At 34.6% G+C, this 13,163-nt stretch carries 13 protein-coding genes and 2 pseudogenes; 10 read left to right on the forward strand and 5 right to left on the reverse strand.

Annotated features, from left to right (window positions below; translation table 11 throughout):
* Positions 1-38: 38 nt before the first annotated feature.
* Entirely contained in the window at positions 39-560 is a 522-nt protein-coding gene (locus D1866_RS13330) for a helix-turn-helix domain-containing protein (protein WP_231136397.1), read from the forward strand.
* On the forward strand, positions 561-1,862 hold the full coding sequence (locus tag D1866_RS03730; protein WP_152942776.1) for a ligand-binding sensor domain-containing protein: 1,302 nt from the start codon (positions 561-563) through the stop codon (positions 1,860-1,862).
* Positions 1,863-1,986: 124 nt separating this feature from the next.
* On the opposite strand, the gene D1866_RS03735 is transcribed toward D1866_RS03730, so the two are convergent.
* Both D1866_RS03735 and D1866_RS03740 read right to left on the reverse strand, forming a co-directional pair.
* Positions 1,987-2,136: a hypothetical protein gene (locus tag D1866_RS03735; protein WP_152942774.1), complete on the reverse strand. Its 150-nt coding sequence runs from the start codon at positions 2,134-2,136 to the stop codon at positions 1,987-1,989.
* Positions 2,137-2,352: 216 nt separating this feature from the next.
* Positions 2,353-2,850 (reverse strand): annotated as a pseudogene (locus D1866_RS03740) (PaREP1 family protein).
* A gap of 325 nt (positions 2,851-3,175) precedes the next feature.
* Between D1866_RS03740 and D1866_RS03745 the strand changes: the two are divergent.
* Both D1866_RS03745 and D1866_RS03750 read left to right on the forward strand, forming a co-directional pair.
* Entirely contained in the window at positions 3,176-3,331 is a 156-nt protein-coding gene (locus tag D1866_RS03745; RefSeq protein ID WP_152942771.1) for a hypothetical protein, read from the forward strand.
* 214 nt (positions 3,332-3,545) lie between these two features.
* Complete coding sequence (locus D1866_RS03750; RefSeq protein WP_152942769.1) at positions 3,546-4,154, forward strand: hypothetical protein; 609 nt, start codon at positions 3,546-3,548, stop codon at positions 4,152-4,154.
* Between the two features lie 17 nt (positions 4,155-4,171).
* Here the strand turns inward: D1866_RS03750 and D1866_RS03755 are convergent, their stop codons facing one another.
* The gene (locus D1866_RS03755; RefSeq protein WP_152942767.1) at positions 4,172-5,068 is read right to left on the reverse strand and encodes a hypothetical protein; all 897 of its coding nucleotides are present in this window, start codon (positions 5,066-5,068) and stop codon (positions 4,172-4,174) included.
* Positions 5,069-5,701: 633 nt separating this feature from the next.
* Here D1866_RS03755 and D1866_RS13815 point away from each other — a divergent pair.
* The 4 genes and pseudogenes from D1866_RS13815 (at position 5,702) to D1866_RS03775 (ending at position 9,877) form a co-directional block, all read left to right on the forward strand.
* Positions 5,702-6,264: pseudogene (locus D1866_RS13815) on the forward strand (conjugative plasmid protein (pARN3)).
* A gap of 57 nt (positions 6,265-6,321) precedes the next feature.
* The gene (locus D1866_RS03765) at positions 6,322-6,792 is read left to right on the forward strand and encodes a hypothetical protein (RefSeq protein ID WP_152942765.1); all 471 of its coding nucleotides are present in this window, start codon (positions 6,322-6,324) and stop codon (positions 6,790-6,792) included.
* Positions 6,793-6,984: 192 nt separating this feature from the next.
* Entirely contained in the window at positions 6,985-8,205 is a 1,221-nt protein-coding gene (locus tag D1866_RS03770) for a hypothetical protein (protein WP_155861048.1), read from the forward strand.
* Between the two features lie 22 nt (positions 8,206-8,227).
* On the forward strand, positions 8,228-9,877 hold the full coding sequence (locus D1866_RS03775) for an McrB family protein (RefSeq protein ID WP_152942761.1): 1,650 nt from the start codon (positions 8,228-8,230) through the stop codon (positions 9,875-9,877).
* Positions 9,878-10,094: 217 nt separating this feature from the next.
* Here the strand turns inward: D1866_RS03775 and D1866_RS03780 are convergent, their stop codons facing one another.
* Positions 10,095-10,337 carry a hypothetical protein gene (locus D1866_RS03780; RefSeq protein ID WP_152942758.1) on the reverse strand — a complete coding sequence of 81 codons (243 nt, stop codon included), beginning with the start codon at positions 10,335-10,337 and terminating at the stop codon, positions 10,095-10,097.
* Between the two features lie 70 nt (positions 10,338-10,407).
* On the opposite strand from D1866_RS03780, the gene D1866_RS03785 reads away from it, so the two are divergent.
* Complete coding sequence (locus D1866_RS03785) at positions 10,408-10,830, forward strand: NERD domain-containing protein (protein ID WP_231136398.1); 423 nt, start codon at positions 10,408-10,410, stop codon at positions 10,828-10,830.
* A gap of 339 nt (positions 10,831-11,169) precedes the next feature.
* On the opposite strand, the gene D1866_RS03790 is transcribed toward D1866_RS03785, so the two are convergent.
* Positions 11,170-11,631 carry a PaREP1 family protein gene (locus D1866_RS03790; RefSeq protein WP_152942756.1) on the reverse strand — a complete coding sequence of 154 codons (462 nt, stop codon included), beginning with the start codon at positions 11,629-11,631 and terminating at the stop codon, positions 11,170-11,172.
* Positions 11,632-12,016: 385 nt separating this feature from the next.
* Here D1866_RS03790 and D1866_RS03795 point away from each other — a divergent pair, with 385 nt between their 5' ends.
* Positions 12,017-12,892 (forward strand): hypothetical protein, encoded by an 876-nt coding sequence (locus D1866_RS03795; RefSeq protein ID WP_152942754.1) that lies wholly within the window; start codon positions 12,017-12,019, stop codon positions 12,890-12,892.
* The last annotated feature ends 271 nt before the right edge of the window (positions 12,893-13,163 follow it).

Below are 13,163 nucleotides of genomic sequence, written 5' to 3' on the forward strand. Positions count from 1 at the left end.
TAAATAAAGTTTAAATGTAAGAGAAAATAAAATTATATATGCCAAGTAAAGATGAAATAGTTAAAGCAATACTTAGAGTTACTGGAGGAGATGAAAACAAGGAGTTCACAAAGACTGCTATTGCCCACGAATTAGGAATGACGAAAAGTACGACAACGATAGATAAAATTATTAAAGAGTTAGAGAGCGAAGGCTTCATAAAATTTAAGGAAAAAAGAGGTCAAGGAATTTATTACGTTTTAGCTAAAAAGCAAGTAGAAGAAAAGAAGGCAGAAGAGCATGATATGAAAAACCTAAAGGATGCGTTAAGGGAAGTTTTAGAGGAATACTTCGGCAAACCTAAAAGCTTTGCCGACCTAGATAGGACATACGATTTCATGAAGGACTCACTTGGCTACGTGAGAATAGATAATCTAAGAAAACAGTTGGGAATGAGCATTGAACAGTTTATGGCTAAGTTCGGAGATTACATTTTGCAACACTACGAGCTTATACCCGGCGGTGAAGAGGGCTTCATAAAAGGAGGAGTGATGTACGGAATAATAAGGAGGAAGAGGTAAATGTGCGAGTTTCAAGAGTACACTGTAAGTAAGCACGGCGAGAAATCCAAGGTTGAGGGCAAGCTTTGGAGGAATGCTTTAAGGGAAATTGAAGATTCGATTTTAAAGAGAAAGGATATTGTAATAACGATAGTAGGATCTCCGGGCATGGGAAAGACTACACTGTTAAACGCAGTTTATAACGATCTAAAAGATAATTCCTATATTATATATTTGGATTTAGTTAACAGTTCTTCCCTCTCTTCCTCTGCCTGGGAATTCATAAACTTAACAGAGTTTTATGAAAAGGTAAAGGCAAACTCTTTTAATTTACTTTACGCTCATAGGAATGAAATAGGTTACACTTCATTTGCAAAAATTAGGGAATTTCCAAACTGGTTAAGACATTTATGCTTAAAAAGGAAGTGGAGTGAGGTGTATAGCTACGCGGAAAGATTGTATTGCATGAGTTATACTAAGGACGTTGAAGGATTTATATACTTTTTGAGGGACTTACAGAACCTCGGTAATGTGGGCTTACTTTTAGATGAAATAAAGGCGGAAGAGGGGGTTTTAAAGGAACTTCATAAGTTAATAAATGAAATTAAATTACCCATCATAGTTTCAATGACTCCTGACGTAATGAGTAAGATAAACGACAGTGCCCTATCCAGAAGGCTTAAGGAAAGGCAGATAGAACTAAAATTGAGTGAAGAAGACAAGGTTGATATCCTTAGGATGTATTGTGAAGAGTATTATGAGGAGATATTGAAGATTGACGAAGTGGTCAAGGCTTCTTCGGTAAACGAATTACTTGATAAGGCTAGGACTGCGTACGAGTTAGCTTTAGAGAAATGTAAGGAAGATTATAAAAAAGATGAGTGCATAAGGAGGGAGTTAATTAAGGTCTTTGATATAGGCAACCCTATGGAGATTTCAAGGCAATTGGAGGCTAAAATTAGGGAAGGGTTACTTGACCTTAAGAACGAACTGAAAATAAACTATGTTCATACTAAGGGTAAGAAAATTGAGGAAAAGGGTGTTATTGCAGATATATATTTTAAGACTGATAATGCTGTTTATATAGGTGACGTTAAGCTAAGTAACAGGGACAATTTAGATAATATAGGAAATATGAAGAAGTTGGAAGACTATGACAAGGAAGGAATATATGAGGTTAAGAAGTTCATAATAACTAACCAACCCAACGTGAACCTTGAAAAGTTTAAGGTTATATATGTTACAAATGAGGAGATCAAGAAGATCATAGAAGGAGATAAAGAAAAGAGGAATGAACTAGTGAGGAAGATTATAAAAATATAAAGGCTTAAGATATGAGAGCTAGCAAGTAAGAGACTACGTTACTACTGCAGTTATTGTAATTGCCTCCCCATTATTAAAGACTAAAGATATGCTATATGTTTCTCCAGGCATGAAGCATGTAGATTTACCTAACTTTAACTTTGCCTATTTGGCTTACTTGCGGACTACTAGAAGTGATAGGACTGGAGGAACTATGCGGTGATAGTAATACTACTGCAAGTACTAAAGCTACAATTACAGTTATTCCCGCAATAACTAAAACTTTACTCTGCATATGGTTTTAAAAAATTAGGATATTTTAAGTTTTATTCCTTTAAACTTTTGATCTCTCATTGCTAGAATGCCGACTCTCTTAAGAAAATAGTTAATAATTATTACAAATCTTTATAAGCATGTATCCTTCTGCAACTTCCGTCAGTTAATAATTATTACTACAAATCTAAGCCATTTATTATTAACCTTTGGATATTTACACATTGTACTTAAATATTCATCCTTTGCTTGTCAGTTCTTTAACTAATTCGTCAATCTTTTCTGTAATTGCTTTTTCCTCAAATTTTTGGAAATATTCGTGGACTACTTTTCTTGTATCATTTACTACTGTTATTAAATCCCTCAAAACGTCTTCTTTTCTACTGTATTTACTAAAATCTGGGTCAAATCCATTATATCGTGCAAATCTCTAGCTAAATTTACTATATTTATAACGTCTATTCTGGCGTCTTTTAACATCTGAGCTAAAGCATACATGCTGCGAGTAGGTACAGTGCGTCCTTTCTTCTTATCTTTCTCCTTTTCATCCTTAGCTAAGTAATTTCTCCTCATTAATTACTATTAGTGCGCTTAGCAAAGCCTTTACTGCGTTAATTGCTTTTCCTGCAGAATTTCTAGTATATCCTTCCCTCCATAAGTTTAACGAAATTAATAAATCGGATAAACTTTCAATTACTCTAGCTTCAAAATAGTCGTTATATAGGTCTTTCTCCATCGTGATAAATTATGTTATTCATTGAAGTTCTAAAGGCTTGTAAAATTCTTGGCATGAGATAAGAGGTAATCTCGTAAGGTACTTTTTTATGGCGTTATTAGGGGAATGATCAATGTATAATTTAAGACAGTTAGAATAATTTGATTAACGTTATCAACAAGTTCACGATAGTAAACCTAATAATAAATAATGCTCCGCTAGGAAGGCAAAAATTCCGAGTTTAAAGTATTAGTGTTTTTATTTACTAATTTTAGTAAACGATCTTGACGAACTCTATCCCATTAATTTCAGTACTCTCCATTAATTATAAGGCTAATATTATGTCATGACTAGAATAGAGCTAAAGAATCCTTTTGTTAAAGTGTTAGTTTACATTTTCTTTTTCTTACTAAAAAGAGAATATCTAATTTATAAAGACGGCGATAAAATAGTCCTTTTAAGAAAAGGAAGGGATGTGGACATATCGAAAGTAATTGGTTAAGCTAGAAGTAGTTCGTGAATTGAATTTAGGATTCTAAAGATATGGCACAGTTACCGCTTAGTTTAATGGTTTTACCAATGATAAAAGCCGCTGCTCACATAAGCACAGTTACCGCTTAGTTTAATGTAATATTTATTTCATTACATCTTAATACAATATAATTGGACTTATAGGACTAGAAAATTATTTTAATTGTTAATTTGCAAATACTTATGTGAGCTGTAATTCTATTTATTTACCGTGCTTTAGTGCTGGGAAAACTCAAGTTTGTGAATGTAGTGATGATAAGACATCTGAACTTCGTGTTATCTTATCCTATATGCGGGCAGTAAGACGAAGGAAATTTGATCCTAGAGAAGACTGTATATATTCCGATAAAGTATACAATGAGTATTCTAACATCATGACCTCAATTAATACAAAGAGTACACAATTCTGCTTTGAACAAATAATATGCAATGAGGATTACATACGCAAATTATATACTAACGGAGGTATTATATTAAAGCATCCAGATATTATTTTAATTAAAAGTAAATCCTTCACATTCATAGTAGAACTTAAGTCTTTTGGAAAGCAAAGTCGAAGCCTCATAGAACAGTTAGAGGAGTCCTTATCTAATTTACCTTCTAACTTAAGGTCGCCATGCACAGCAGTTATATATATGCCAAAAGGAGGAGGAACTTTGCCACCAGGTTATGTTATTGATAACAATACTTACAAACTTCAAAAAATACTAGGAAAAAATAAGAAGTCGAACGTAATGGTACAAAAGAACGTTTTTATTTACGTATACCAAAAGGGTATCCATGAATACTTATGAGAAAGAACTAGAGACTTTCACAATTTAATGTTACTTAATCCTTTATTTAATTTATCCTCAAACTCCTTCTCTGTAGGAAATTCGCTTAAACTTGGAATTATAACCTTCTCAATGAAATTGAGATATCCGTCAAATAGAGGTTTATCTCCATATATTGTTAAACTCCCTGGGATAACATTGTAACCTTTCTCTACAAAAGACCTATGTGTAGCCTTAATAAACTTATCCTTATTATATATTTTATTAAACAAAGTGCCAAAATTAAGGAAAGAGTTCAGTCTTTCTACAGCCTTTTTCTCGACGTCAGTATTTCTTTGCGAAACCTTCCTCAAGAACTTTATCATAACAGAAAGAAATGACCTAATATCGTTAGTTGAAAACGCTATAATTTTATCCACGTCGTAAATGCGTGAATCGAGAGGGCCTATTGCAAGGTATTTAACTCCTTCGAGACGTAGTATTGGCTCAAGGTTTAATTTAGTCTTCTTAAATAATTCATCAAAGCCGTCAAAGTTGTTATTATAAGCATAAACCTCTATGTCACCGTAATCTCTCCTATCTTTTCCGCTACCTCTAATAGTTAGAATAAAAACAGCTTTTATGTCGTTGACGCTTCCTATGAATTCTACTCTCAAATATGACTCTCTCCAAGTTAATTTTGAAATATCGACAGTTTTATCATAACCTACTATTTTAAAGTCTTTATTTAATGAAAGGATAATAACTTCTGGATTAATAACGCGAACAAAAGGAGAAAAATAAGACCTGGGAAGAGCAGTAATCTTAGCATAAAGAATTTTCTCAACGTTTATTGATAAACCGTCAAGGATCTTATGGGATAGTTTCAGAAGTTCTTTATATCTAGTAATCAAGTCAGCAAAAGGGTAATATTTTTGTTGGAGTATTACTTTCATTGTATGTATTAAAGAGCAGAAAAGCTTAAAAAAATTTTATTGATAACGTTAATAATACTCTAAGATATTTAGGATAAATAATACGTTCATGCTTATAACGCATTTTTACAGAGAAGGAGGTTAAGAGCGGAAAGCCTCGCCAGATGGATAGCCCCGTGTTTAAATCTCTCTTTTTTCAAAGATCTTTTAGTGATAACGACGCTCCTTGCCGATGGGACTGTGGGAGAAGCAACAGCATCTCCCTTCAAGGGACTAAAGCTATGCGATGATCTCTCTGGGGGCTCTCTGGCTACCCCGACTGCTAATCGATGGTGGGAACGATGAGGAGGGAACCCTTACCTCTGCGAGGCGGGGAGGAGTCAGTAATTCTCTCTATGCACTATGCCCATGAATATCTTTAGGAATGCTAAAAACTTGAGCTGGCATTATACTCGTTTTATAGGTGAACCTCTGTTTACGCTCAGCAGTACTTTAAACTGAGAATTGCGGGTTGGATAACATCAAATTGCGTTTATACTCTGCAGGCTTTAAAGAAGATCTTACCCTTTAAATTCTTAATGTCTTTCTAAAAAAGCTTTACAAGGCGTAGTTCGCTAAATTAAAAGATATAATTTTGGAAATTCAACTTATTTTATGCAGAGGCTTAGCGAAGCAGTTATACTAAACCCTTTACAAACTCCATATCAAATGTTCTCCCCCAGGATTCTAATTCCTCTTTACGCAGCAGCTAACGACGGAATTTATATAATAAGCAGGCGTAAAATTTTAGCAAAGTATGGCCCTAGGACAATTTTACTTTCCTTGGCTGTATCTTTCTCCGCCCTTATCTTTTTCGTCGGGCTAGGAATTATCCATTAACACAAACTACTGGAAGCCTGGACGGAGTAATTATGGTAATTATAGGCGCCCTCTCATTATACTTTTTGAGAAAGTATTCTAAGAAACAGAAGGGAGGATTAGAAGGTGAGCTAATAGTCCCATGGAGTCAAGTAAGGGCAATTGTCGTCACTAATATTAGGCAAGAGAACGTGGCAAATAGGCCGAGCTTTGTATTGAATATTATTTCTCCTACCTACAAAGAAATTGGAGATTGGCACGTCATAACGGTTGACGGAAGAGATATAACAATACTAGACGTAGACGACCCTATAAATAAATTGAATTATGTCAAGGTAAAATTTAATTTAAAATTCTAGAATAAGTGAGGAGGAGAAAGTAGAAATACGTATATACTTAATTTTCTAGTCTTTCATGTGATAAGGCTAATAACGAAGTTCGGCAGTAAAGAACGCGATGAGGACATTCTAGTTGTTGTAGACGATATTAAGGAGGTATTTAAAGCTTTAAGGGAAATAGTTATAATTAATGAAAGCCTGGATTTACACGTCATAGATTACAATACTTTCCTAAGGCTTTTAAAAGAAGACCCATTTTATGTCAACGTCTTAATTAACGGAGAACACGTTATTAACGCAATGAAAATTGATAATATGAACGAGATAATTGAAGAGGCAATAAGTAAAGCTAAACAACTTGTAGATAAAGAATGCAGAGAAGGAAAGAACGGGATATCGTTAGCTTATTATTATTTAATCTCTAGAGGGATTTTCCCAAGAAATAGGCACGAAGTTAAGGAGATTTTAGGTAAGGATAAAGGGGACGACTTTTCATTTATCTGTACAGCCGTGGATTTCAACGTCGTCAAACTTCTTTCTCCAGCGTAGAACGTGAATTAATACACTTTTAACCTCTTTAGGAACAACTACATAAAAGTGATATGTCATTTGTCCATTACAGTATATGTCCTTCTTTATTTTCTTATAAATGTTTTCTATATGATTTTTTGAGACTGTTCCTCAATTGAGAGCATATACTCTCAGTCTAAATATTAATAACTGATAGTAATATCTTATCTTGTGAATAGGCGAGATAGAGAACTTCTGAACAAGGTAGGAAGATATTATTTACAATATAAAGGAGTTGTTGATATTGAAAAACTCCTCTCACTGTTTGAAGGCAATACAGAAGTTCCAATAAACGATTATACTCTTTCTTACATTTATTTTTACATCATTTATCTAGTTACAAAGGATGCAGTACGCTCAGCAAGAGAGGCATTAAAAGACAGATTAACGTATAGGGAGTTTTCCGTAGAGTATTCTCAAGAGCTGTTCGGAGAGCTTGATGTACCAAGGACAATAGCAGTTTATCCAATGAATATGCTAGCTTATTATAACTTTGCTGAAGGCCTTAACGCTCCCGAGTGTTCAATCCTAGGTTACTTGCTTAGGAGAATTTATCACCTAGTAAAGGAGAAACACGAAAGCTTGAAATACAAAAGTAATGAAGATATACCAAGATATTTTAATTTTCGGGAAGATTTTAAGAAAAAATACGAAGAACTGAGTGATTTAAAGGAGAAATTCCCAGAAGGCTATTATAGAGAACCTTCTTATACTGATCCGGAATGGTTAATAAGAGCTTATAAGGCATACTTTTTAATCAAGGGTCTTGAAAGCATTAAGGTAGGAACTAAAGAGAAAGGAGAGGTAGTAGATAAGAAAATTATAAAATTCCTATTTTGGAAACTTTACGAACTTTATGTATTTTACCTTGTAGTGAATTACTTAGAAAGTAAGGGATATGAGATTATTAGAAAGGACGGAGAATTCTTTGCTGAAAAAGGTAGCAAACTCATTAGACTTGTGTTCAATACTTCCCTCCCCCGTTCTTCCCTAAGAAAGGTTGATAACACGGAAAACGTAGACAAATATAAGGGAAGACCTGACATTTCGTTAGATAGTAAGGATAAACTTCCTAAGCCCATAATTTTCGAGTGTAAATACTCTTCTTCAGTAAGTTACATTACAATGGGTAGGTTTAAAGTAATGGCTTACACTTACGAGTACGATCCAGAAGTTTCTGTCTTAGTTTATCCTGGTTTAAAAGAAAGCCAAGTAAATTACGATGCTGAAGATAGCGCAACTAGAGAATTAGATCAAATGGTCAAGGAGAAAGGGTCTCTTTTGGACTTTTATTATAATTCTCACTTGATTTATATGGCAATTATTGATCCTTTAAGAAAGGATGAAGAAAATTTACGTATTATTGATAAAATTTTGGGAAAAATAATTTAAGATTTACTTAGTACTTTATATTATGTATGGCGAATGGTTGGTAGTTAGGCCTCAATTTGCTAAGCTATTCGGAAATCCTGATATTGCAGCGGAAACTTTCTTAAGTTACGTTCAAAATGATAAATTTCTTCCTTGCGTCTTTGTAGGCTCTAAAGATCACTGGGCCTCAGCTATTAACTATTCAATTAAGGGAGAGATAGGTTACACTTTATGGGGATCAGGAGATAAGAGCTCGACTTCAGGAATTAATACAAGGTATCAAGAGGCTTATATTAAAACTGACGGAAGTAGGAATCTCCCTTCAAACGATAGAATATTAATTGGAATTTTAAGGATTGCAGGGTTAGGTATAATAGGTTTCGGTTTAGTGACTGATATAGAAACTGACGCCGTTAGGAATTTTATTGGCTGGCGTGAGACAGACAGGTTTTGGGTCACTCGGTTTAGGATAAAGGTATTTTGGTTGCACGAAAGTATAAGGAAAAATCCTTCTGAATATGGCGCTTGGCAAGGAGATAATGTCGAATTAGAAGGCACTAATACTCAAGCTAATAACTGTTACACAAAAGATAATCAGAAGGCTATAAATAGCGTTAAAAGATTCATTTTATCTAAAAAGGATGAAATAAAAACTACATTGGAATTCTATGCTAGTTTACCTGCTGAAATGCCTAAATCTAATGTAGAAGAGACGTCTTTTGTTCAACCTCAAATAAATTGTAAAAATCCTAAGACAGAGGTAAATGTAGAGGATTTATACTTACCTCAAGGTATAAACGACGTTATTATAAAAGCCATAGAAAAGGGTAATGTTCTTTTTATCGGCCCTCCAGGAGTAGGTAAGACTAAATTAGCTATAGAACTAGCAAGATCTTTAAGCGGTAACGACGAATGCCTCAATATAGTTACTGCAAATTCATTGTGGTTTAGGAGGAATTTAATAGGTGGAGAGAGCATTAGGGAAGGATCCGTAATGTGGAAGAGCGGTTTATTAATTCAAGCTTACGTTAAAGCCTCAAGGATTAAGGAGGGTAATTATTACGTTATTATAGATGAAATAAATAGAGCCGACGTAGATAAGGCCTTCGGAGAGTTATTTACCATTTTCTCCAGTAGTGATCCGAAGGACTGGTTCATTCCTAAGGCTTTAATTGATGAGATAAAGAGTTACGGAGATAATATTGACCAATACGCAAAGGAATTCCTCAAGATTTATGAAGAATTACGAAAAGAAGGCAAGGAAAACGAACCGTTAAAGAAAATTAGGATTATCTCTACAATGAACCTAACAGATGCGAGGAACCTATTTTACGTAGGCGATGCACTGGCTAGGAGGTTTGTTAGCTTTTATTTTAATTATCCAGAAGGTACGGAAGATTTGGATATGTTTCTCAAGAAATATAATTTAAGAGATGATGAGAAAGAGGAGATAAGAAATCTTGTGAGTTATTTGAGAGAAAAACTTGAAAAAGACAAGCTCGTCAAATTTAGCATCTCTCCTGCAAGCTTAAAGTCAGCATTAGATATTTATTCATCATTAGAGAGTAGGAATATAGATACCTTTGTTCTTATTTTAAAGAGCACGTTAGGAACGTTAAATCAAGACAAAATAGAAAAAGTAGAGGAATTAATAGATGAATGGAAGAAAGAAAAGAAACAGCAGAAGCAATAAAATAATTGCCTTTAATCTAAAAATTCCTGCATTATAGTTTTCTAATTCTCTTTTACGTCCTTAATTTCTTCCTGCTTTACGTTTGCCTCTTTCAATATTTCGTCCATAATTTCCTTTGAGGGGAACGACACTATTACTCCTCTAACTTTCTTCACTATCATGACAATTTAACTCCTTAAAGATAAAAAGGGAGAGTAAAGCGAAAGTATAGCACGCGTTATATACCTATAATATTTAAGATCTCTAAATAAGCATTTAACCTCTTCTCATTTCCGCATATTGCCCCTTCAGCACTCTCGACGTCTTCTGCGAGGTCTTCGACGTACTTTTCTTCAATTCCTGCCTTAATTAGCTCATCTTTTCTTTTCCTAATCTCTTCTCCTTTTCCTCTCAAGGATTCATGAGTTACTACTTGGTAATTAACAGTTTCAACTATACAAGGTAGGATTTCGAGGGCCATGCCGCAGCTATTGTTTAAAAAGAAGGGAGAGTAAGCCGAAAGTTTATAATTTATTTCGTATATAAAACATGTGCTACCGGTAATACTCCAGGGATTTACTCGTTCGGTCGACGATATAGTTAGTGATATAATTAGACATTATAAGGAAACGTTTAATGAGGAACCGACAGTTGAACAGAAGGAAGCCTGGAGGAAATTGCTTAAACTCCTATCGACAATAAGTCCTCCTCACCCTATTATTTTGGAATATCCAATCTTTACCGAGAGGGCAGACGTGATATTCGTTGGCAAGAGTAAAGCTTTAGTCGTTGAAGCTAAAGGTTGGAAGCATGTAAAGAAGATAGGAGATGACGTTGTGGAAGCTGATGGAGATCTTCATGAAGATCCTTGTTATCAACTTAATAATTACGTTAATAAACTCAACTTATTCCATTCATCTAATATAAAATTTGAAGGCGTACTTTTCCTATATTGGGGATTACTCTTCGAATGATTGTAAGATAGTAAGGAATGTGAACGAGTCAAAGGAAGAGTTGGACAAATTTCCTCCTGGCAGTCTAGAAAATGAAGGTATAAATTATTAAAAATCCTGTAAAAAACGACGAATTTGTGGAGAATATAAGTAAATTGTACTGATATTTAGAAAAACTGTAAAATCTTTGGTTTATTGGAAATAAGTAAGTGCTCAATAATGGAATGTAATATTTAGAATTCATAATCAATTTCTAAGTAATGAATTAAACGATATAAGCGATTAAACTAAATTTCTTTGTTTTATATAATTTAATTCATCCTATACTTTAATTTTTAATGAGGACAAAAGCGTTAAAGTTCAAGATAAATACTTTCCCGCTTCCTCTAACATTTCTTTTACTGCATTTATATAGGACGTAATGTCCTTAGTCCCAAGTTTTGCTTCATGAAAGCCCCAAACATGCAATAAGTAAGCACTACTCCAACCTTTAATTATCTTATCTCCCAAAGTAGAGGAAAGCGCGTTAGCAGCTTTACTAAGTAAGTATGTGTACCATCTGCCTTCCTTCAACGCTTGCTCTTGAGTATTAAACTTCTCGGCCAATGCTTTCACGACTTCTTCGGCCGCCTTGTAAGCCTTCTCTGAAGCTTGGACGGCGTCACCTTTCTTTAAATACTCCTCTGCTTCATTCATATACTTCTTAGCTAACTCTATCCTCATCTTTATTCCCTCAGAGGGGTCTTCTTTGGATAACGCTAAGATTATTAAATCTTCAACATCAATCCCCTTCTCCTCAGCTTTCTTTATTAATTCCTCCATGAAATTACAATATCGTGGTGATTTTAAAGCTTTTAACGTGATGATCAAGTGATATTTTGCCCACTTACTTAGTTAGATTTTCATATATTATAAGAACATTTAATTGGTGTTAATTTCGATTTTACTGACCTCCTCCCCGCCCTGAAGGGCGAGGCTTGTCGATCTTTTAGTCATCTATTCAATGAGTTAAGTCCATCGTAACTGACTTAGCGTTGACGTTTAGCTGAATCTTTCTTTAAGCGTAAAATGGGTAGCATGTGTATTCAAACAAATCCTTAATTAAAATTGCTAAGTAAGACCTATCTAATTTTATTCTATATCTAACTTTCACATATCTCTTTTTCCCTAGATAAATGTTTATAATTTTCTTCTCTAAGTTACTCTTATGTCAGAGGAGGTAAGGAAATGGTTTAACGACTTTGTTAACAGCATTGTTGAGAAGATAAAGACAGGGAAGGAACTTAATGCCTTAGAAACCCAGATCATCTCTAATTATGCTTCTAACCTAGTGCTTTACGACTACGTTGATAAGAGGTTAGGAGAAATTGAGAGAAACTTGAGGGACGAAATAAGGAAAACTAGGGAAGAATTATTAGCTAATGATGAGAAGATAAAGCAGGAACTATTAGCGAGCGACGAAAAAATTAAGCAGGAGTTATTAGCTAATGATGAGAAGATAAAACAAGAACTTTTACAGAAGATTGAGGAAGTTAAAAAGGAATTGCTTGCTAACGATGAAAAGATCAAGCAAGAGCTATTAGAGAACGACGAGAGAATTAAGCAGGAACTTCTAGCTAATGATGAACGGATTAAACAGGAACTACTTTCGAACGACGAGAGAATCAAACAGGAGCTTAAGGCCGAGATTCAGAGCGTTAAAACAGATCTTGAGAATAAAATTAAGGAAGTCGATAGGAAAGTTGAGGCAACTAGGAGTGATCTAGGCTTATTGACAGAGGAAGTTTACGTTAAGAATTTTGTCGATTATTTAGAAAGCAACGGCGAGAAGGTTGTGAGTGTTTATAGGCATTATGAAACTTCATTAGGTGAAATTGACGCAGTTGTTGAGACTTCCGGAAAAGTCTATGCGGTAGAGGTTAAAATGAGGGCTGAGGTTAGTGACGTAGATGATTTGCTTAATAAGACGAAAGTATTAAAAGAAGAATTGGGAGGAAAAGAAGTTTATCCCGTGTTGACTGGTTCTAAAATAAATAAGACCGTGAGGGGTTACGCTAAAGGGTTAGGAGTTTTAATAATATAAAAAAAGAAGAATTGCACTTTCTCGCGTGATTGCTAATTATCAAGATACAGAGTCCGGAAATTAGCCTTTATCGTAAACTGCGAGAATAACGTAGTCAATTTACAAAAGATTGAAAGCCTTGAGAAAGGCGGGGACGATGATGATTTAAATATCTCTTTTAATGACGCTAGCGACGCCCCTTGCTGAATGGGACCGTGGGAGAAGCAAGGAGTATCTCTTAAGGGACTAGAGCTTGGCGATGATCTCTCTGGCTACCCCGACTGCTAAACGA

Source organism: Acidianus ambivalens (genome assembly GCF_009729015.1).
GTDB lineage: Archaea > Thermoproteota > Thermoprotei_A > Sulfolobales > Sulfolobaceae > Acidianus > Acidianus ambivalens.